22 protein-coding genes and 1 other annotated feature are annotated in these 22,671 nt (G+C 26.8%); of the genes, 15 read left to right on the top strand and 7 right to left on the bottom strand.

Annotated features, from left to right (window positions below):
• Positions 1-156: 156 nt before the first annotated feature.
• The 11 genes from IC219_RS01830 to IC219_RS01880 all read left to right on the top strand — a co-directional run bounded on the left by IC219_RS01830 (position 157) and on the right by IC219_RS01880 (position 13,506).
• Positions 157-519: an arsenate reductase family protein gene (locus IC219_RS01830; RefSeq protein ID WP_227435937.1), complete on the top strand. Its 363-nt coding sequence runs from the start codon at positions 157-159 to the stop codon at positions 517-519.
• 824 nt (positions 520-1,343) lie between these two features.
• Positions 1,344-2,045 carry a DUF4253 domain-containing protein gene (locus IC219_RS01835; RefSeq protein ID WP_227435938.1) on the top strand — a complete coding sequence of 234 codons (702 nt, stop codon included), beginning with the start codon at positions 1,344-1,346 and terminating at the stop codon, positions 2,043-2,045.
• 364 nt (positions 2,046-2,409) lie between these two features.
• Complete coding sequence (gene larE, locus IC219_RS01840; protein ID WP_227435940.1) at positions 2,410-3,228, top strand: ATP-dependent sacrificial sulfur transferase LarE; 819 nt, start codon at positions 2,410-2,412, stop codon at positions 3,226-3,228.
• A gap of 53 nt (positions 3,229-3,281) precedes the next feature.
• A complete protein-coding gene (locus tag IC219_RS01845; protein WP_227483138.1) occupies positions 3,282-4,430 on the top strand; it encodes a THUMP domain-containing class I SAM-dependent RNA methyltransferase in 1,149 nt (382 codons plus the stop codon).
• A 147-nt stretch (positions 4,431-4,577) separates the two neighbouring features.
• Positions 4,578-5,957 (top strand): hypothetical protein, encoded by a 1,380-nt coding sequence (locus IC219_RS01850; protein WP_227435946.1) that lies wholly within the window; start codon positions 4,578-4,580, stop codon positions 5,955-5,957.
• Between the two features lie 28 nt (positions 5,958-5,985).
• Entirely contained in the window at positions 5,986-6,684 is a 699-nt protein-coding gene (gene walR / locus IC219_RS01855) for a cell wall metabolism DNA-binding response regulator WalR (protein WP_227435949.1), read from the top strand.
• Positions 6,685-6,686: 2 nt separating this feature from the next.
• On the top strand, positions 6,687-8,120 hold the full coding sequence (gene walK / locus IC219_RS01860; RefSeq protein WP_227435951.1) for a cell wall metabolism sensor histidine kinase WalK: 1,434 nt from the start codon (positions 6,687-6,689) through the stop codon (positions 8,118-8,120).
• A 21-nt stretch (positions 8,121-8,141) separates the two neighbouring features.
• The gene (truA, locus tag IC219_RS01865) at positions 8,142-8,882 is read left to right on the top strand and encodes a tRNA pseudouridine(38-40) synthase TruA (protein ID WP_227483137.1); all 741 of its coding nucleotides are present in this window, start codon (positions 8,142-8,144) and stop codon (positions 8,880-8,882) included.
• Between the two features lie 105 nt (positions 8,883-8,987).
• Positions 8,988-9,195: a binding site (T-box leader), on the top strand.
• A gap of 262 nt (positions 9,196-9,457) precedes the next feature.
• Complete coding sequence (locus IC219_RS01870; RefSeq protein WP_227435954.1) at positions 9,458-10,657, top strand: argininosuccinate synthase; 1,200 nt, start codon at positions 9,458-9,460, stop codon at positions 10,655-10,657.
• A 397-nt stretch (positions 10,658-11,054) separates the two neighbouring features.
• Positions 11,055-12,107: a BtrH N-terminal domain-containing protein gene (locus IC219_RS01875; protein ID WP_227830998.1), complete on the top strand. Its 1,053-nt coding sequence runs from the start codon at positions 11,055-11,057 to the stop codon at positions 12,105-12,107.
• Positions 12,108-12,342: 235 nt separating this feature from the next.
• Entirely contained in the window at positions 12,343-13,506 is a 1,164-nt protein-coding gene (locus IC219_RS01880; protein WP_227435959.1) for a MerR family transcriptional regulator, read from the top strand.
• A 55-nt stretch (positions 13,507-13,561) separates the two neighbouring features.
• On the opposite strand, the gene IC219_RS01885 is transcribed toward IC219_RS01880, so the two are convergent.
• The 5 genes from IC219_RS01885 to IC219_RS01905 all read right to left on the bottom strand — a co-directional run bounded on the left by IC219_RS01885 (position 13,562) and on the right by IC219_RS01905 (position 17,317).
• Complete coding sequence (locus tag IC219_RS01885) at positions 13,562-13,942, bottom strand: DUF4363 family protein (protein WP_227435961.1); 381 nt, start codon at positions 13,940-13,942, stop codon at positions 13,562-13,564.
• 2 nt (positions 13,943-13,944) lie between these two features.
• Entirely contained in the window at positions 13,945-14,604 is a 660-nt protein-coding gene (locus tag IC219_RS01890; RefSeq protein WP_227435963.1) for a DUF421 domain-containing protein, read from the bottom strand.
• Positions 14,605-14,711: 107 nt separating this feature from the next.
• Complete coding sequence (locus IC219_RS01895) at positions 14,712-15,683, bottom strand: 3'-5' exonuclease (RefSeq protein WP_227435965.1); 972 nt, start codon at positions 15,681-15,683, stop codon at positions 14,712-14,714.
• Positions 15,684-15,723: 40 nt separating this feature from the next.
• Entirely contained in the window at positions 15,724-16,074 is a 351-nt protein-coding gene (locus IC219_RS01900) for a hypothetical protein (RefSeq protein ID WP_227435968.1), read from the bottom strand.
• Between the two features lie 286 nt (positions 16,075-16,360).
• A complete protein-coding gene (locus IC219_RS01905; RefSeq protein WP_227483133.1) occupies positions 16,361-17,317 on the bottom strand; it encodes an L-threonine 3-dehydrogenase in 957 nt (318 codons plus the stop codon).
• A gap of 441 nt (positions 17,318-17,758) precedes the next feature.
• On the opposite strand from IC219_RS01905, the gene IC219_RS01910 reads away from it, so the two are divergent.
• The 4 genes from IC219_RS01910 to IC219_RS01925 all read left to right on the top strand — a co-directional run bounded on the left by IC219_RS01910 (position 17,759) and on the right by IC219_RS01925 (position 19,791).
• Positions 17,759-17,929, top strand: a complete 171-nt coding sequence (locus IC219_RS01910; protein WP_227435972.1) for a hypothetical protein — start codon at positions 17,759-17,761, stop codon at positions 17,927-17,929.
• A gap of 441 nt (positions 17,930-18,370) precedes the next feature.
• Complete coding sequence (locus IC219_RS01915; RefSeq protein WP_227435975.1) at positions 18,371-18,739, top strand: C-GCAxxG-C-C family (seleno)protein; 369 nt, start codon at positions 18,371-18,373, stop codon at positions 18,737-18,739.
• Positions 18,740-19,176: 437 nt separating this feature from the next.
• Complete coding sequence (locus IC219_RS01920; protein WP_227435977.1) at positions 19,177-19,422, top strand: hypothetical protein; 246 nt, start codon at positions 19,177-19,179, stop codon at positions 19,420-19,422.
• A gap of 105 nt (positions 19,423-19,527) precedes the next feature.
• A complete protein-coding gene (locus IC219_RS01925; protein ID WP_227435979.1) occupies positions 19,528-19,791 on the top strand; it encodes a DUF1883 domain-containing protein in 264 nt (87 codons plus the stop codon).
• 283 nt (positions 19,792-20,074) lie between these two features.
• Here the strand turns inward: IC219_RS01925 and IC219_RS01930 are convergent, their stop codons facing one another.
• Positions 20,075-21,022, bottom strand: a complete 948-nt coding sequence (locus IC219_RS01930) for a 4Fe-4S dicluster domain-containing protein (RefSeq protein ID WP_227483132.1) — start codon at positions 21,020-21,022, stop codon at positions 20,075-20,077.
• A gap of 2 nt (positions 21,023-21,024) precedes the next feature.
• Entirely contained in the window at positions 21,025-22,656 is a 1,632-nt protein-coding gene (locus IC219_RS01935) for an FAD-dependent oxidoreductase (protein WP_227483131.1), read from the bottom strand.
• Between the last annotated feature and the right edge of the window lie 15 nt (positions 22,657-22,671).

The raw sequence follows: 22,671 nt of genomic DNA on the forward strand, positions 1-22,671 counted from the left end.
TATGGAGATTTTAATATAACTAAGACTGTATCTATTGATGCTAGAAAATTTGAACTGTTCTATCGTATTTATGATAAAACTTGATTATAATATACATATTATGGGTATAAAAATGTAAATATAGAGATAAAAAATTAGAAAGGAAGTTTTACTATAATGATTAAATTATATGGATATACAAAATGTTCTACAGTTAAAAAAGCAAAAAAATGGCTTAAAGAAAATAATTTGGAATTTGAGGATATAGATATGGTTCAAAATCCACCAACTAAAAATGAATTAGAATTAATTTATAATATTAGTGGATATGATATAAAAAAGTTTTTTAACACAAGTGGAATGAAATATAGAGAATTAGGTCTTAAAGATGTAGTAAAGACTGAGTCAGATGATAAACTGCTAGAAATATTAGTAAGTGATGGTATGCTTATTAAAAGACCACTACTATTTGATGGTAAAAATGTACTATTAGGGTTTAAAGAAGATGTATGGAAAGATATTTTATTAAAGGAAGAATAGAAATCAATGGGTGTATTAGTTAAAATTTTTAATTGGTACACCTATAAATTTATGTATTAAATTTACTTTTGTTATACATAAATAATAAGAAATACACATGAATATACAACTCTAATAAATTTTACAGGTATATTATTCTACTATTTTCTCAATGCAGTTAAAATTTATACATAGTAATTATTGTTAATTACAAGTTAGAAAAGTACATTTCTAGTCGCTATGTAAGTGTTTTTAGTATTGGGATTAAAAGCACATCAATAGAATTATTAGCTATTAGATAGTAGAATCTTGTACTTTCTGAATTTAATATATTAAATAAATACATATCTTTTCACATAAAAGTACTATTAAATCTAAATCTTGATTTTAACCTATTAATTCTTGCAAACATGCATGTGATTTATTAGAATTTATACTATACATAAAGTCTAATATTATTTATTATTTTGGGGATATTTGTTACTATTAAAAAAATTCACATTGACCTTGTCTCAAATAAATTTAATGTGAATAAATATACCCTTTCTTATACAAATTATATCATTTATTTTATTTAAAATAACATAATATTACAACGAATTATTACAAAATTACTTATTATTAACCATGAACATTTGTTTTGTGATATTATATTTATATGAGGATATTGTCATAAAAACGTTATATTTATACAAAAAATTAAATGAAAATTTATTTAATATGAATGTTTTTTATAAATTATACCTCTACTTATAGTTTTACAAATAATAATAGTATTTAAAAATTTGACAACAAAAAAAGAAAACTTTCAAAAGAATTAAATCTAAAAAGAATAGGAGATAAATATGGGTATTGAAGATTTATATGGTTTTGAATGTGTTCCTGTGAACAATGAGATTGATATTGACAATTTATTGGAGACAATGATAGAAGATGGAAAAGAAAAAGGATATACACCAATTATAATTATCGATGAAAAGGTAGGATTGCTAAAAGAAAACATTGATATTGTCAATAAAGAGTATGGTTCTCTTGAGAACTACAAAGAGCATTGTCTGAAAAAATATAATGAAATTGATGTAAATGAATTTTTCAAGTGTAGGAAGAGTGAAATTTCAGAGGTGGTAAAGGAACTCATAGAGTCAGAAGATATTTTTTGTGATTATAAAAGTTTTAACCCAATTACAAATATAGATATATTTCAAGAAAATAACAAAGTTTACATAGCTAAAGTTCCAACAACTAAACCTTATGAAGTATTTGCATATATACCAATTGGTGGATTTAACGATTGTCCTAGTGATGAAGAGCATATAGCAGTTGCAAAATATTGGTACGAAAATTATGGAGCATACCCAATAGCAATTGGATGTGACACAGTCCAATATTTTTCAAAAAATATACCTAGTGACAATACAATGTTCAATAACCTATGCATAGAGTTAATCTTGTACTGTGAAGATATTATTGTACAAGGATATGAGACATTAAGAGCTCTAAAAGAGGTAATACAAGATTCTACCATATGGCTTTTTTGGTGGGATTGATATAGAGCTCTGTAAACTATAAGTATTAAGTTTTTAAAACATTTTTAATGATAGTATCTTTTTGTAATTTACAATTATATCGATAAGAAGAGTAATTATATGAGAATAAAATCGTGAACTTAGCCATGAAGATAGGCTATTTAGGCTTCATGGCTTTTAAGTATATTACTGTATTACACTGTTTTGTTTTTATATAGTGTAATACAGCAATATGCTTAAATTGTAAAGATATAAATAAAAGTACTTTAATATTATAATTAATATATTTAAAAGTTATTCTAATTTTTTAAATATATACTTTATATGTTATAATCATTAAGTATGTAAAAAATAAGAATAGTTTTAGAGTTCATATTTCATTGATATGGAGGTAGATTTAGTGAAGGAAAGAGAAAAGTTAGAAAAATTAAGAGAAAAATTGATTGGATTAGAAAGTGTGGCAGTTGCTTATTCAGGTGGAGTTGACAGTAATTTCTTACTTAAAGTAGCAAGAGATACATTAGGAGATAATGTTATAGCTGTAACTATTCATGCAATGATGCACTCAAATAGAGAAATAGAAGAAGCAAAACAATATACTAAAAATTTTGGAGTTAAACATATTATATTAAAAATAGAAGATTTTGATTTAAAGGAATTCAAAGAAAATGGTGTTGAAAGATGTTATTATTGTAAAAAATATATATTTACTAAAATAAAAGAGGTCGCAAAGGAACATAATATAAAGTACATAGTGGATGGAACCAATGTAGATGATTTAGGAGACTATAGACCAGGTCTTAAAGCACTAAATGAACTAGAAGTAATTAGTCCATTGAAAGAAAGTGGATTAAAGAAAAATGAAATTAGGTTACTTTCAAGAGATATGAAGTTAGAAACTTTTAACAAACCATCATTTGCATGTCTGGCAAGCAGAATTCCTTATGGTGTTGAAATTACAGATGAAAAGCTTAGGATAATAGAAAAAAGTGAAGAATATTTATCTGATTTGGGCTTTTCTCAATTTAGAGTAAGAATGCATGGAGATATAGCTAGAATAGAAGTTAATCAGGAAGAATTAGGTAAATTTTTTGAAAATAACAATTTTAGTAAAGTTGACACTAAATTAAAAAAATTTGGCTTTAAATATGTTACACTAGATATGTCAGGATATCAAATGGGAAGTATGAATTTAAACATGTAAATAGGTTAAAAAATAAATAATCGTTGTAATTAATATAGGAAACAGGAGGTTTTATGAAAAACTATACATTAATATCGCCATGTTTTTTTGGAATGGAAAAAATGTTGGCTAGAGAAATTACTAATTTGGGATATGAAATAATAAAAACAGAAGATGGAAGAATAACATATAAGACTGATGAATTTGGGATAGCAAAATCAAACATGTGGTTAAGATGTGCAGAAAGAGTACATCTTAAGATTGCTGAGTTTGAAGCAAAAAGCTTTGATGAATTATTTGAAAATACAAAAAGGATAAATTGGTCTAAATATATACCTTATGGAGCTCAATTTCCTATTTCAAAAGCTTCTTCTATAAAATCAAAATTATACAGTACACCAGATGTACAAGCTATAGTAAAAAAAGCTATTGTAGAAAGCTTGAAGAAAAGTTATTTAGAGGATGGTTTGCTTAAAGAAGATAAAGAAAAATACCCTATATTTGTATTTATACACAAAGATAAAGTAACTCTTTCAATAGACACAACAGGAGATGCTTTACATAAAAGAGGATATAGAGAAAAAGCAAATAAAGCTCCGATAAGAGAAACTTTAGCTTCTGGACTTATCTACTTAACTCCTTGGAAAGCAGGTAGGACTTTAGTAGACCCTATGTGTGGTTCTGGTACTATATTAATTGAAGCAGCTATGATAGGTATAAATATGGCACCTGGATTAAATAGAGAATTTATATCAGAAAAATGGAGAACGCTTGATAAAAAGATTTGGTGGGATGTAAGAAAAGATGCTTTTAATAAAATAGACAATGAATCTAAATTTAAAATTTATGGATATGATATAGATGCAGAATGTATAGATATAGCTCGAGAAAATGCAGAAATAGCAGGTGTAGATGAATATATAGAATTCAATGTAGGAGATGCAACTGAGTTTGAGAGTGAAGAAGAATTTGGATTTATAGTTACCAATCCTCCTTATGGAGAACGATTGGAAGATAAGGATAGTGTTAAACAATTATATAAAGAGCTTGGTTATGCATTTAGAAAGTTAAAAAATTGGTCATATTATCTGATAACTTCCTATGAAGAATTTGAATATGAATTTGGACAAAAAGCAGCTAAAAAGAGAAAATTATATAATGGTATGCTAAAAACTAACTTTTTCCAATATCCAGGGCCTAAACCTCCTAGAAATAATAATTAGATTTTATATTTATCATAAGTTTTATCAAAATATAAAGTTTTGTTAAAATAAGTAAAACCTTATGAGGATTTGAAACGTCTAACTATTGTGAGGAGATTTTTGCGAGAAAAAAGAAAAATTTAAGATTGTAGGATTAGGAGGGGTTAAATGAAGTTATTAAAGCTTATTATTGTATCAGGCTTAATGATGTTATTTGTTACTGGATGTAATGTTAAAACTGAATCTCCAGAACAATTGGCAAAGATACCTAACTATGATGATACAAAAAAAGTATTGTACGATGGTATAGATCAGCTACTAAAACCAGACTCATCTATGATATTGCCTTCTAATACAAAAGAGGTAGGAAAAATAAATAAGGTAGATTTAAATAGTGATGGAGTTGATGAATTAGTAGTATTTGAGCAAAAAGAAGATTTAAGTAATAATGTTAATAAAGTAGGTTTTGTAACTTTAAGTTACAATGGTGAAAAATATGTACTAGGAGACCATTATTTAGAAAATGGAGAATCAATAGAATATGCTAATTTCTATGATTTGGATTCAGATGGATATAAGGAAGTTATTTTACTTGTTAAATCCAAAGATAAAACTAATATGCATATATACAAAGTAAGGGATAATGAAATCACAAAAGTATACGATTTAGATGCTTCTTGGATTCAAAATAAAGAAGATTTTAACGATATGAAGGTAAAGATTGGTTATATAGATGGAGATGACAAGATAGATATATTAATGCTTCATTTGAATAATAAAACTAATGAGATGTTTGCAACTGTTGCAAATTTTGATGGAACTATGAAGGTTAAGGATTATGTCAAATTTGAAAATGTAAAAAATCTAAATGAGTTATATATAACTCTAGGTAATGTTGCTTCATCTGTTGGAAATTCAGCTGCATCCATCAAAGGTGTTGTACTAGATATTCCCATGTTAAAAGAAAATAATTATATCACACAGATATTATATATGAAAAATGATAAAATTCAAAAAGTGTTTAGTGATTATGATAAAACTATTACTAAACCTTATTACATACCTGTTGATGATGTTGATAAAGATAAAATTATAGAGATACCTATAGTTGCTGGAGGGAATAGAAATACTTATACCTCTAAAGCATCTGCTAATATAAGTTGGTACAGATGGAATGGGAAAGAAGATTCTAATTCAAAATTAATATTTATAAGCCAGATATACTATAATTATAAATACAATTTTAGATTATTTATGCAAAATAATTTAGTAGATAAAATAATTGTTGAACAAGAATTTGTTGGGGAAAAAGCTGTATTTAAATTTTACTATTTTGATTATTCAGAACGTAAGAATTTATTTAATATAATAGTAGAGAGTAAAAATAAACTTGAAGATAGAAAAAGTGCAAATACACAAAATTCTATTGTACTTCAAGAAAGCGATGAATATACTTTTTTACTAACTATAAATGATGCAAATGAAATGGATAAGTTAGATATTACGATAGACGCATTAAAAGAGTATTTCTCATTAATATATGGTTAATATTACACTCAATTGGAGGTTTTATTTTATGAAGGAAAAAATACTTATACTAGAAGATGAAATTGGAATTAGAAGTTTTGTCAGTATAAACTTAAAAAGAGAAGGCTATGAAATAGTTGAAGCAGGTACTGGTAGAGAAGCTATAGAAAAAATGACAACAGAAAGTGATATTACAATAGCTCTTTTAGATGTAATGCTTCCAGATATAAGTGGGATAGAGGTTTGTAAGTTTATAAGGGAAAATTTTGATCAAGTTGGGATAATAATGCTTACTGCAAAAGCTCAAGAAGATGATAAAATAGAAGGATTTATTTCAGGAGCAGATGATTACATCATAAAACCATTTAGTATAAAGGAACTTTTAGTTAGGGTTTCTGCTCTTATCAGAAGAGTTGCAAAAGATGATTCAAATGTTAAGTCAAGTGAGATAGTCTCGCCACCATTTATACTTGATATAGATAAAAGAAAATTATTTAAGAATGGTAAAGAGATTGAACTTACTCCAACAGAATTTTCAATAGTAAAATATTTGATATCAAATGCTAAACAATCATTAAGTAGAGATCAGATATTAGATGAGGTATGGGGAACTAATTATTTGTATGATTTTAAAATAGTAGATGTAAATATAAGAAGGATAAGAAATAAAATAGAAGATGACCCATCAAAACCAAAATATATACAAACTATTTGGGGTTATGGATACTGTTTTAGAAAGGAAGAATAATAGTGTTACATTTTGAAGGTCTGAGAAAAAAAGTAATAAAAAACTATTTTATAATAATTATTATAATGGTAACTCTGTTTGAAGGGCTATTCATGTTTTATATACAAAACTATTACTATGATTCTGTTAAACAGTTACTTGAATCTGAAATAAAATACGCTGATGAATATAATGCTATTACAATGGAAACTACAAGCTTTGAGAAAAAAGTTAAAAATATTTTTGATAAACAGCCATTAACAAAGAATTCAGAATTTGGGATTTCGATAATAGATAAGAATAAAAATGTTATATTGGACCAATATGGATTTAAAAGTAAAGAAAAAGCAAATTATGAAGATGTAGATAATGCATTAAGAGATGTAAAGACTAAAAATTTAACACCATATACTTATAAAATACCAGATACAGGAGAGCATGTCATGAGCATCTCCTTACCACTCAAAGTAAATAATATTATAGAAGGTGTTGTTAGATATACTGTTTCATTAGATGGAATTGATAACGCCATATTAAAGCAAGCTACATGGCTTATATTGGCGGGAATATTTATACTTATTATAGCTATATTAATAAGTCTCAAATTTGCTGAGACTCTTATAAAACCATTGAGAGAGCTAAAGAAGTTTGCAAACGAATTAGCTGTAGGAAACTACAATATAAAATTGGAAAATATGAAGATTGTAGATGATGAAATTGGTGATTTAGCACAGACATTTGAACATATGGCACATGAAATTGATAAGAGTGAAAAATTGAAAGAAGAATTTATATCTTCTGTATCTCATGAGTTGAGAACCCCTCTTACATCTATAAAGGGATGGAGTGAAACATTAGGATATGAAAGTATAACTAGAGAAGAGTTAGATTTAGGTCTAGGTATTATACAAGATGAGACAGAAAGACTTATAAAGTTGGTAGAAGAATTATTGGATTTCTCAAGGCTTTCTTCTGATAGGATAAAGCTTCATATTGATATAGTTGATGTTGAAGGATTAGTTGTTGGGGTTGTAAATCAGTTGAAAGTTAAAGCAGCTGAAAAAGATATATCACTTTTATTTGAATTTGAAAATGAATTCATAGAAAATATCCAAGGAGATAAAAATAGACTAAGACAAGTTCTTATAAATTTAATACAAAATTCATTTAAATTCACTAGTCAGGGTGGTTACATAAAAGTTGTAGCTTCTCAGGATGAAGATATAACAACTATATCAGTTGAAGATAATGGTTCAGGTATAGAAAAGCAAAATTTAAATAAAGTTTTAGATAAATTTTTCCAAGAGGATTACAACAAGGCTGGCAGTGGATTAGGTCTTGCAATTAGTAATGAAATTGTAAAACTTCATGGTGGAGTAATGAAAATAGAAAGTGAAAAGAATGTTGGAACAAAAATAACTTTTAATATAAAAAATAAATTTGCTAAACAGGCATAAATTCTTAGAAAGAGGATTAAGATGAGAAATATAAAAATGATAGTAGCATATGATGGTTCAAGATACAAAGGTTATCAAAAATTAGGCGATAATGACATGACTATACAAGAAAAGCTTGAGTCTGTCTTAAGTAAAATGGCCAATGAAACTATTGAGATAATTGGTTCTGGGAGAACTGATATGGGAGCACATGCAAGAGGTCAAGTTATAAACTTTAAAACAAATTGTATGGATTCAGTAGATAAAATTCAAAAATATCTATATGAATATTTGCCAGAGGATATAGTTGTAAAAACTGTTGAGGAAGTTGATGAAAGATTTCATTCAAGATACAATGTAAAATCAAAAACTTATTTATATAAGATTGATAATAATAAATATCACAGTCCTTTTATGAGAAAGTATGCTGCACACATAAGTAAAAAATTAGATTTAGATAGAATGAGAAAAGCAAGTGAGTATTTAATAGGAGAACATGATTTTACTAGCTTTGCTTCTTCTAAGTCTAAGAAAAAATCTAATGTAAGAGAAATTTACTCAATAAATATAAAAGAAAATGATGATATTGTAGAAATATATATAGAGGGAAATGGATTTTTATATAATATGGTAAGAATAATAGTAGGAGCATTAATAGATGTTGGCCTTAAAAGAAAAGCACCACAAGATGTTAAGCATATGCTTGAGTCGAAAGACAGAAGTAAGTCATCAGACACCGCACCAGCTAAAGGACTATGCCTTTGGAAAGTAAAATATGAGTAAGCTTAAAGAGAAAATATTTTAAAAAGAAAATAAATTATATAGTTGACATAAATGGAAAAATAAACTATTATATATTCTATAAGAGATGTCTAAAAAATTTGATATTTAAATCCGATGAAAAAGAGAGTAACTTTTATGTATTTTATAGAGAGCTGAGGATGGTGGAAGCTTAGCAAATAAGTATTAGTGAAAAGAACTTTGGAGGATGCTAATTGAATTTAGTATGTTAGTAGGTAATCTCGCCTTAAGAGAAAGAGTGGATAAGTTTATCTTATCAATTAGAGTGGTAACGCGGATATATTTCGTCTCTTGGTTTTTCCAAGAGGCGTTTTTTAATATATTTATTTACTAATATGTATTTAGTAGTTATACATTTACTGATTGATTAGCTAAGTTTATCAATAAGAGTGGTACCGCGGATATTTCGCCTCTTAGTATTTAAAAATACTGAGGGGTTTTTTTAGTATTAAAATGATTTTATAAGAATCTATATTTTTAAAGTCATTAAATATTAAGAGTTTCTATTAAAAAATAAAAAATATAAAATTATAATTTAAAATTGGGAGGAATTAACAATGAAGGAAAAAGTAGTATTAGCATATTCAGGAGGACTTGATACATCAATTATAATACCTTGGTTAAAGGAAAATTATGAAGATATAGAAGTTATAGCTGTTTGTGGAAATGTAGGTCAAGAAGATAAAATGGAAGATGTTTATGAAAAAGCTTTACAAAGTGGAGCATCAAAAGCCTATGTAGATGATATAAGTGAAGAGTTTGTGACGGAAACTATATTTAAAGCTGTAAAAGCAGAAGCAAAATATGAAGGAAAATACTTATTAGGAACTTCTTTAGCAAGACCTATAATAGCTAAAAAATTAGTTGAAGTTGCTCATAAAGAAGGAGCAAAATATATATGCCATGGATGTACAGGAAAAGGTAATGACCAAGTTAGATTTGAAGCTACAATTGCAGCCCTTGACCCAACTATAAAAGTTATAGCTCCTTGGAGAATATGGGATATAAAATCAAGAGAAGATGCTATAGATTATGCTGAGAAACACAACATAAAAGTAACAGCAACTAAAGCTAAAATATATTCAGTAGATGCTAACCTTTGGCATGTATCAACAGAAGGTGGAGACATAGAACATTTACAAAATGAACATAAAAAGGATGTATATAAACAATGTGTAGACCCTGAGGATGCATGTGATGTAGCTGAATATGTAGAGGTTTATTTTGAAAAAGGTGAGCCTAAAAAGATAAATGGTGAAGAATTATCTCCAGTGGCATTAATTCATAAATTAAATGAGTTAGGTTGTAAGCATGGAATTGGAGTTATAGATATAGTTGAGAATAGACTTGTTGGTATGAAATCAAGAGGTATATATGAAACTCCAGGAGGAACAATTCTTTATGAAGCACACAATATTTTAGAAAGTGCTACTTTAGATAAAGACACACTACACTTTAAGCAAATGATATCTTACAAATATGGAGAGCTTATTTATAATGGATTATGGTACTGTAAATTAAGAGAATCTATAGATGCATTTATGGAACAAACTCAAGATAATGTTACAGGGACAGTAAAAGTTAAACTTTACAAAGGTAATATAAAACCTGCTGGAATATTTACTGAAAATGCACTTTATGATGAAGGAATATCTTCTTTTGGAGATAGTGAACTTTATGACCATAAAGATGCAGAAGGATTTATTAATTTATTTACTTTACCACTAAAAATTAGAGCTATGAAGGCTGGGAAATAATAGAATATAGTAAATTAAAATTATTAGAGTATATAAGAAACGTTTTTTAGTTTTTTATATACTCTTTTTTATATAAAATTATTATATTATTTGTAATAATTTATTTGATTACAATACAAGAAATTTTAAAACTTATTTTTCTCAAGATTTTCTACTTATTTACAAGCATTAAAAGTCTAATTTTATTATAAGTTACACAATATGAATACTTATTTTTGAATTTTGCCATTGACTCTCACATTATAGGAGGGTTTATACTAGGTTTAATTAAAAATATACATGAAAAAGCTACTAATCGTAGAAGGCAATAACCATATCATTTGAAATTATAAAGATATAATTTATGAAAACACTATTAATTCCATAATGAAATTATTTATAAATGGAGGTAAATTAAATGAGGAAAATAATTGAAATAAAGCACCATTTACATGATTATGAATGTATGTGGAATGGTATAGAAGATATATATATGAATAAAATGGGTGAATCTCTGCCAAATGATTTTTTCTTTTTATTATCAGGTTTTGGCTCGTTTTGTTATCTAAAAACAAATAAAAAAGAATTAAAGAGAATGGTTGCTTTGGGGGATGGAAGAACCAAAAAAATGTATGAATTTTTAGCACCTATTGTTGGTTTTGAATATAAACACTATGAGTTTAAAAAGTATGAACAAGCTTTAAAAAAAGCAAAATCAGAAATTGATTCTGGTTATCCAGTTGTTTTAGGAGCCTTAGATATGTATTATCTGCCATATTATGAAAAATTATATCATAAAGAGCATATTCCTTTTCATTATGTGCTTATGGTAGGGTATGATGATATAGAAGAAAGAATATATTTATATGATTGTGGGATAACTGATTTAATCTCTATTTCTTATGATGAACTATGTGAATGTATGAATTGTAGTTATCCTGGATTAAGCAAAGCGAATACAATTTGTACAGTTAGAATGAATAGTTCAAAGAATAAATATCAGATTGCTCAAGAAGCACTCGCTATAAAGCGTGATATGTTTTTAAATCCACCTACAGGGTTTTTAGGATATAAAGGTTTTGAAAAGTTTATCAAAGAATTGTCACAATGGAAACATGAACTGGAAAAAGATGACTATGATAGGATTTTAGCTAATATGGTTATGTTTTTTGGAACAGTACCAACTATTCCAAATGCAATCAAAGGAATTGAAGAACCAGATAGTGTCGAATTTAAAGGTGGTTTTGATAAAATGAGCAAGATGCTTAAATCTATTGGAACTGAATACAAAAATGACTGTTGGGTACAAGTAGCAGAGATTTTTGAAGAAAGCGCAATTATAATTGAAAAAATATCTAATATAATAATAGATTATTTATTGAATAAGGATGATGAAACTGAAAAACTTCCTTTACTATTTTCCGAAATTTTGAAACAAATGAAATCTGGATACTTAATGTTAGGTATATGAATATAGAACAAGATTTCTTTTTAATAATGTTAGGAAAAAGTATATTAACTAGATAATCAAAATTTAAATATGAAATGAGTTCAAAAAATCAAATTATATATTTATAAAGTGTTGACTCTAACACCACGTTATATTGTAATATGAAAACATAGTTTGAAAATATTAATAAATACTGATAGATATATAAATATTTATTAATATTCGTAGCTGTAAAATAAAATTTTGAGGTGAGGCAATGAGAACAGTAAAACAAGTTTCAGATTTGACAGGAATAAGTGTGCGCACATTACATTACTATGACGAGATAGGTTTATTAAAACCAAGTGAAATTACAGAAGCAGGGTACAGGTTTTATGATGATGAAGCTATTAAAACGCTTCAACAAATTTTATTTTTTAAAGAGCTTGAGATACCTTTAAAAGAAGTTAAAGATATAATGTTAAGCCCATACTTTGATAAAATGCATGCTCTAGAAAGTCAAAGAAAGCTACTTATTATAAAACGTAAAAGATTGGATAGTCTAATAGAAATTATAGACAAAACGTTAAAAGGAGAAAATGTAGTAAACTTCAAAGAATTTGATATGAGTGAATATTTTAAAGTATTAGAGGAATTTAAAATAGAGCATGAAGATAAAGTAATTAAAATTTATGGTAGTGTAGAGAAATATAATGAACATATTGAGAAGTTTAAATCTAAAGAAGATGAAATTGCTAAAATGGCTATAAAAATATATGGAAGTATTGAGAAATATTCTGAGGCTATAAAGAAAAATTTTAATAGTGATATATTGACTTTAGCAGAACAATTTGATGAATTTAAAAAAGACTGTTTGGAAGATAATCATCCAAAATTAAGTGAACTATATAAAATACTTGTAGCAGATTTAAATAAAAATCCTTTATCAAAGGAACTTCAAAAAATTGCTAAAGAGATAACAGATACATCTAAGAAAGATTATGAACTTTTTAATATGGAGTATGGAGATGATAATTGGTATAGCATGGTGCAAAATTATTTACTAAATCCTATATGGATAAAAGAAGTTGATAAAAAGTATGGTAATGGAGCGTGTAAATTTATTGGAGAAGTTTTGAAGAGTTATTTAGGTAATAAACAACCCAAAATAAACATATTATATGAAAAGCTTGTGGCAGACTTAAGTAAAAATCCTTCTTCAGAAGAGATTCAAGATATTGTTGGAGATATAGTATATGAAACTAACCGAATGAATGAATTTTACAAGATAGATGAAGGAGAGAATCATTTAGATTATTTGTCAGAACTTTATTTACAAAATTCTAGCTATATACAGGTGACTGATAAGAAATATGGTAAAGGAGCATCCAAATTCATTGGAGAAGCTCTAAAAATTTATTCTGATAGTAGTAAATTGTAAATAAACAAATAAGGATATAGAATCATTACTTTATCTATATCCTTATTTGTGACTGTTAAAATATATAATTTATATCAAACTTAACACTTTCAACAATATTTCCTAAATATGTTTTTATGCTTTCAACTTCTTCTAAGGATTTTAATTTATTTTCAGTATAAATTGCTTTATCAAGAATATTAAATTTTAGACCTATTTCGTCAAAGTATTCATGATTTAAAACTTTATACCAATGATTTCTTTCTTTAGACCATCTAGTAGATATAGAATCAGCTTCTTTTTGAGCTTTTTCCCATTCTTCATTTTCTATAGATTTCTCTAATATAGACATATTGTTTTTGTAATCTTCCGTAAAATCATATAGTTTATTATTAACATAAAATCCAAATAGCATAAATAAAACAGCCCATAGTATAACAAATGTTGTAGATTTCAATATTAATCACCCTTCTTATTTTGAATAAATATTTTGTCATTTTCATCTAAAACACAAATAAGAACATCTTTAAAAGTTTCTATGTGGTTAGACTTTAAGATACCCATTAACCAGTTAGTATCTTTTTCAGCCATATCAAGATTTTTATTTATTATTTTACCATCCAAAATAAGTGGAATTGGTAAATGGTTAAAAGCTCTTGGAGGAGTACTATTATAACTTGATGCTGGAACCACACTTAAATTACCATCAGTCTCTAAAATAGCATATTGTACATCTTTTATGTTGAAGTAACCTTGAATTCTCAATTGTTCTAACAACTCATCTATACTAACTCTTTCTTTTTTAAGTTCATTATATACAATCTTTCCTTTGTCAATTAAGACAGAAGGTTTACCTGATAAAAATGAACTTAATTTTCTGCTTTTTAAGGATAAAAATGAAATTAGAGTCTGCATAATTACAAGGCCAGTTATTGCTGCAACACCATTTATAATTGGTATATTATTATTTTCCATTGGGACGGATGCAACTTCTGCAATTAAAAGTGTTATGACCAAGTCAAAACAGTTCATTTCAGCGATTTCACCTTTTCCCATGACTCTAAGTGCAATCAACACTGTTATGTATAATATAATACTTCTTATTAATACCACTGTCATATCTATCAATTACTCCTTTAAAAAATATTTATACTAAGTTAGTATATCCTATATAAAAAAAATAATTCAGATTATAAAAAATACCTTAAACAATTGAATTCAATCATTTAAGGTACTCTTGATAATCTCAATATTAAATTTTTTATGGATTTTCTATTACTTTTATTTATCTTAACTACAGATTCAACAAAATTCTTTTTATCACCTAATTTCAATACAAAATCAGGATATTCTTCAAATTCATTGAGCTTTATTAATTTAAAAGAAGAAGATAAGTTTTTGAAGTTGATAATTTTAGAATTATTTACTAATACACTTCTTTTTTTAAAATAAATGTCTTTTTTACTTATATTTAATATATTGAATATTTGTTTAAGATACATTATTATATCTTCTGGAGTCTTATCAAATTTAAGTTCAAAATTTTCATCCTCAAAATAGGGAATATAATATAAAGGATTTTTAATAGGAGGCAGTTTATTGTATAATTCTTCAAGTGTATTAGTATCTTTAGGATAGTTAAGGTAAAAGCATTTACATACATTCATTAAATCCAGAGCATCTGAAAGTGAATTATGTTTAATTTCTCCCTCTACAGAAAAAATCTTTTTCATATTTAGTAAAGATAGTTGCTTAGATAAGACTCTATTTTTATATGTAATATGCTGAGATATAAAAGGTTGAATATCAATCATCATATTGAATAACTCTAAGCAGGTACCCGCATATTTATATACTCTAAAGGAATTTAGAAGACCAGCAATATCAAAATCACCCCAATTATATATTGTAACATCGCTAAATTTTTTAAACCATTTGAAAAAATCATCCATAACATATAAAAGATTAGGAGCATTATTAATTTCTAACTGGTTTAATTTAGTGAGTTTTTTACACTTAAATGAAAGTATTTCATTGTATTTTGGTTTAACTAAAGAATAATAATCATCAACTATATTAAAGTCATTATCTACCAAAACACAACCTATTGAAATCAATTCAGCTCCACTATATTCTAGCTTGTATTTATTATCATCTAATATATTAAATTCAAAGTCTATAAATAACTTGTATTTCATAAATTAAAAGCACATCCTCATAGATATTTATTTAATGAGATTAAGCGTCATAAGAATCAATTGATATAATGATTCTGAACATCAAAGGCTCATTACAACTTTTATTTATTTCGTAATTTAAATCAAAGGAATCTTTTAAGATAGAATTTATAAGTATTCTTTCCCAACCTATTTTTAGATTAACCTTAGCTTCTAACAATTTAGTTTCTATCTTTTTAAATATTTCTATATTCGCGGGTATTATACTGAGTTCAATATTACTTTTAAATGGGTTAGATTTTAAATCAGTTATAAGAATGTTCTTTAATTCTTCTGTAAGTTCAGAGATTAAATTATTGCCTATATATTCTTTAATTATTTCTTCTCTAATTTCTCTTAAATTTAGCAACATTAACACCTACTACTTGTATTATAATATGCAAAGTATAGTAAAATTTGATTAAGTTTTTTTATTATACTTGCAATAGTAGCTTTTTCCTTTCTGTTTATTTTTATATGATTAATCCATATTAGAAAACTACTAATATGCTTATAAAGAATAGTTTGTTGTATGTTAAAAATAAAAACTGTTAGTCTTTCAGAGAATAAAAGCTATGTAAAAGTGAAGATTATAAAATAGAATCATAAATATAAGATGTTTTATTCTCTGAATTTTTTGGTACTAAATTCTTAATTTGTTATTTGCCAATTCCTTTTTCTGATAATTTTTCTAGCATATCCTTAGTCATTTTATCTAAATCATAATTAGCTTTAAAACTCCATTCATTTACAGCACTGCTACTATCTAATGAATTAGGCCAAGAATCAGCTATACTTTGTCTTACAGGGTCTACATCATACTCTATTGTAAAATCGGGTATGTATTTTTTTATAGAATCAGCTATTTCTTCAGGAGCAAAACTCATAGCAGTGATATTAAAAGCATTTCTATGAATAAGTTTTTCAGCTGGAGTTTCTATTAAATCTACTATAGATTGAAGAGCATCAGGCATGTACATCATATCCATTTTTGTACCTTCTGCTATGTAAGACTTATATTTTTTATTTTTTAATGCTTCATAATATATGTCAACTGCATAGTCTGTAGTTCCACCACCAGGAGGAGTAACGTAAGAAATAAGACCAGGAAATCTAACTCCTCTAGTATCCACTCCAAATTTTGAATGATAATAATCACATAGTAATTCACCAGATACTTTAGTTACACCATACATAGTATTAGGTCTTTGTAGTGTATCTTGAGGAGTCATGTTTTTTGGAGAATTTTCACCAAATGCAGCTATTGAACTAGGTGTAAAAAACTTACAATTCAATTCTCTAGCTATTTCAAGACCATTTATCAATCCATCCATATTTAAATTCCAAGCTTCTAAAGGTTTACTTTCTGCAACTGCTGAAAGCAGAGAAGCTAGATGAATTATAGTATCCACATCATATTTTTTTGCGATTTCAAAGAATCGATTTTTATCTGTGACGTCTAATATTTCAAATATACCAGATTCACATACAGGATTTCCTTCTTTTGTTCTTCTTGAGCTAGCAATTACATTTTGTTCTCCATATTCATTTCTTAGCTTGAGTGTTAATTCTGAGCCTATTTGTCCTAATGCACCTGTTATAAGTATTTTTTTCAATTTGCTAACCTCCTTAGAGTTTAATTTGTGTATTATTGCTTATTTTTATTTTAGCAAATCTTTTGTTTAAATACAAAGAATTAAACTACTTAATGCATTACTTAATTTAATAAATTATAATAAATGTTTCAGAGTTTAATGTAATAAATATCAAAATTAAGTATATAGCATATAGGTAAGACATAGTAATAGTAACGTTTATATATATTATTTATGAAATTGTTTTTAAAGATAGGTAAAGTACAAAGAGAGTCAAAGTGGACAGTGGATTAAGTTTAAAAAGTAATATTTATAAGATTACTTTTGTTTAAATTCTAAATTTATTCTAATGTACTTCACATATATCACATATATAAAGTTTAAAATTACTACAAAGATAAGTATTAAGTAAGATTAAAAATTAAATTAATTTGTATAAAAGTTTAAAGGAGATAAATTTATATGTTATATAGAGTTGATAGAGATAAAATATCTAATATTGGAATACTGGAATGTGCTACATTAATAAGAAAATTAGCACAAAAAATAGCTAAGGAAAAGGGTATAAAGGAACAAGAAGCATGGAATGATGCTGTTAGTGTATATAAACAAAAGTATAGGTATTTAGTTTAAAGAATAACTTTGATATATCCTTCCCATAAAATCTGAGAATAAAAATTATATGTTTTTATAAGCGTATTTCTTATTAAATTAAATCTTAATGAGGTATAAATATAGAGTATGTGACTAAGTCACAGAAATCAAAGTAAATTTAGGATATAATATTAAGATATAACAAAGATGTTTCTACAAATAAAAAAGTATCATAAGTATTGAACTGAGTATAAATGTTGTTTTTAGTTTAGTTGTAACTTATTGTAGTTTTTTGTTAAACATTGTTTTGTAATATTTGAAGTATTAGACAATCAAATGAATAAAATTATGAATTTTTTGAAGTAAATACAATTCTAAGTTTATAGTCATAATAAATATTATATAAAAAGGTTAATAATATTTTATTTAGACACTATGAGAACACGTAAACTAAAATAAAAATTGAAAGGAAGTATAAAAATGACAAGACCATCAATATATCATAGCCAAGGATACACTTGTGCAGAAGCATTAATAAAATCTTATAATGAAGAACATGAGACAGACATACCAATTTCAATAGGAAGTGGTATGGGAGTTGGAATTACTGTAGGGAGTGTCTGTGGAGCTGTAAATGCAGCAGTTGTTATAATAGGATATTTAAATGGACGAAATAATAACTTAGATGAAAATATGGCAAGAAAGTATTCAAGAGAATTAATGAATAAAGTAAGGGCTAAATACAGTACAGAAATATGTGCTTCATTGAAAAAAAATAAAGTAAGCTGTGGTGAAATAATAAATTTCACATATGATGCCTTAAATGATATACTAGAAGATCAAAAATAATCTTGAAAAATGAGCATTTCCCATTTAGGGGAGTGCTATTTTTTATTAGATAAATATTATTTTCTTTTAATATAATTTTTAAATCAATTTGATTATATTTTAGCCAATATAATTTAATATAGAAAATATTAATTGACAAGAAAAAATATACTATGCTAAATAAAAATAAATTATTTAACATAAAGAGAGTAGATATAATTATGTCTATAAGATTGTAGAAACTAATAAAAAAATATATTAATTATAAAAAAATATATTAATTATAAAAAAATATATAAGAAAATAAAAGAATTAATGAATATAATATAAAGTATAAAAGTATAAAATTATATAATACTCTTATAAAATAAAGAAAAAATAGAAATTTCCTATAAAATACATAGATTATGACATAATATGGTATAATTAGTAAAAATATAGAGATTGGAGGAATTAATTTGTTTATAGAGGAAGAATTAGAAGGATATATAATAAAATGTAAAATATCTGAAGACTTTAAAGATAGACCTGAATATAGTGATGAAGAATTTTATGTTACAATCTATAAAGATGAAAGTTCTGACTCTGGGTATTATGCTTTGTTAGAAAATAAGGATGAAAAAGTAACATGGGATGGAAAAGTTGTTGCTAATAATATTTTAAATAGACTTTGGGTTGTAGTAGATAAGGTTAGAGCTGGTTAATCATGTAATTATATAGTATTTATGATATTTTAAATAAATTTTCAGATATAGAGGACTAATATGTAATAAATAAGAAAAGTTATTCAATTGTGGAGGGTTAATTAAATGGAATATAGTTATAGTAAGATGCATCTGCAAAAAGGGGATATTGTAGAAGTAAACTTGGAGAAACAAGCTAATGTGATATTATTAGATCATATAAATTATGTTAAATTTAAAAATCAAAGAAACTATGATTATTATGGTGGATTTGCTAAGAAAACTCTATGTAGAATGAAAGTTCCTAATACAGGAACTTGGTATTTGGTTGTAAATGAAAATGGAAATAGTGGTATAGTAAACTTTTCAATTAATACAATTCAAAATTAATTTAATACTAAAAGGCTTGGATTAATATCTAGGTCTTTTTATTGTATCATGGTTTATATATAAAATTATCTTAATAAATATTAAAAAGAGTGTTGATATATAATTAGAATAAAATAAGTATACAGTTTTGATAAAGAAAGGATTTATAAAGATGCATTAAAAATTTATCTTTATAAATCCTTTGTGTCTATATCTATCTGGCATATAATTACTATATTATTTTTATATAGATTATTTATATACGCTAAATATACTCTTAAAATTTAAATTAAAAATACTCTTATTAACACTGAGCTCCACCTTTAAGATGTAAAGGAGCATCAAGTATAGCTTGCTTTCTTTCCAATACAGAATCTGATAAAAGCATTTCTATAAATTTATCAACACCAATTCGATCAATCGTAATTCCAAAGCGTTCACCTGTTTTACCTTGTTCTCTAAATAAAAGAAGAGTTTTTTCAATTAAAGTCATAAGTTCTTCTTTTGAAAATAGTTTATCAATTTGTGTTCCAGGGCGAACAGATTTGCCCCATTTTCCTCCTATGTATATTTTGTAGCCAGATTCTTTTTCTTCAATACTATCAAAATTACAACTTTCTATACATTTACCACAGTTATTGCACAAATTATTATCTATTTCAAGCTTTCCTTTATTTGTTAATTTAGCGGCTTTGACAGGACAGACTTCCATAACAGAACATTTTTTGCATCCAACACATATTTCAGGGTCATAATCAGGTACACGTTGACCAACAATTCCAAGGTCATTTAAGTCAGGTTTAATACAATTATTAGGGCATCCACCAACACCGATTTTAAATTTATGAGGTAACTTTACATCGTACCATCCTTTATAAAATTCTTGATGAATTTCAGCAGCTAGTGCTTGTGTATCAATCAATCCATGAACACAAACAGTTCCCTTACATGCTACAACAGGACGAACTCTTGAACCTGTTCCACCTGTGATTAAATTTTCACTGGCAATGAATTCACTTAAAGCTTCAATATCTTCAAATTTTACACCAGGTAATTCTACTGTTAATCTAGTAGTAAATGCTACTTGACCATTTCCAAATTTTTCAGCAGCCTCAGCAATCTTTTTCGTTTGTGAGGTATTGATTACTCCATTTACAGTTATTATACGTGCAGCAAAATGTTCTCCATCTCTACTTGGTAAAAAGCCTCTACCTTTTAATTCCTTTTTTTGTTCTGTTGTAATCTTATTCATAATTAATCCTCCATTGCTTTAAGATTTGGATAAAATAGTATTCCACCTTCAAGGACTTTTGTATTTGTATAACCAAATCGTCTTAAACGATTTTGAGCCATGTAGCTGTTTTTACCTTTTGCACATAGAAGAAGAATCTTTTCATCTTTAGAAAGACCTTCAATTTCTCCATTAATTTCACCAACAGGTAAATAACGTAGGTTAGGAATAGAAGGGGCTTTTGAAACATCAAGTTTAGTCCAGCTATCAAAATCTTCAATTTCATCAAGTAAAACACTATCGAGTTCTCCATCAAGTTTATTTTGTAACACGTTTACTGCCACTACAAAAGGATGAATAGCTGTTGAGAAAGGTGGTGCATATGCAAGGTCCATACTTTCTAATGAATAAAGGTCTGCTCCCAAAGTTATTGCAGTGGCAGCTATATCTACTATCTTATCAGTTGCACCAGGGCCCATAACTTGAACACCTAATAACTTTCTAGTATGTTTTTCAGCAACCATTCTTATTATAAAATTAGATGCATCAGGATAATAGTGAGCCTTATCATCAGTAGCTATAGTAACAGAACAAACATCATAACCTTCTTTTTTAGCTGACTCTTTACTTAAACCTGTTTTTCCTACATTAAGTTCTGGCAATTTGACTACAGTTGTTCCAAGAACTCCTTTATAAGTTTTAGATTTTCCAGCTATATTTTGAGCACAAATTCTACCTTCATGATTTGCAGATGAACCCATAGGTGACCATGTAGGTTTATTTGTCAAAGCATTTTTTACACAAGCACAATCTCCAACTACATATATATTTTCATCAGCTGTAAGCATAAATTCATCAGCTATAAGTGTTTTGTTTGGAGCAAATTCTAAATCTGTATCATTTAAAAAGGCTGTATTAGGATGAATTCCAACTGACATAACCACTAAATCTGTTTTAATAACTCTATTTTTGGTACGAAGTTTTTCTACTTTATTTTCACCTTCAATTCCTATAACTTGGTCGCCTGTGAAAATCATAATACCTTTATCAGCTAGGTGATTTTCAACATATTCAGCGAAATCGGTATCAAATCCAGGCATAACATGTTCGGCCATGTCAATAACACTTACACGTATACCCATAGCAGAAAGATTTTCAGCAATTTCAAGACCAATAAAGCCTCCACCAATGACAACAGCTCTCTTGACTCCATTTTCGACAGTATCTCTTAATGCTATTGCATCATTTGGAGTACGCATGAAGAATACTCCAGATAAATCGATTCCAGGTATTGGTGGTTTTATTGGGTCTGCTCCTGTGGCAATTACAAGTTTATCATAACTAATAGTTTCTTCTTCTCCTGTTGAAATTCTTTTCAAAACTACTTGTTTTGATTTTCTATCAATAGATGTAACTTCAACTCCACATCGAACTTCTGCTCCTGTTAGTTTAGAAAAGCTCTCAGGTGTATTTACAATTAGAGATGATTTATCTTCAATAACCTTACCAACATAATATGGTAAGCCACAGCCTGCATAAGAAATATGTTCGCCTTTATTGAGGATTGTAACAGAACAATTGTCACCCATTTCACGTTTTATTTTTGCAGCAGTTTTTGTTCCAGCAGCAACTCCACCTATAATTAATACTTTCACAATATCACACTCCAA

Origin of the sequence: Clostridioides sp. ES-W-0018-02 (assembly GCF_020658175.1) — a bacterium.
GTDB lineage: Bacteria > Bacillota > Clostridia > Peptostreptococcales > Peptostreptococcaceae > Clostridioides.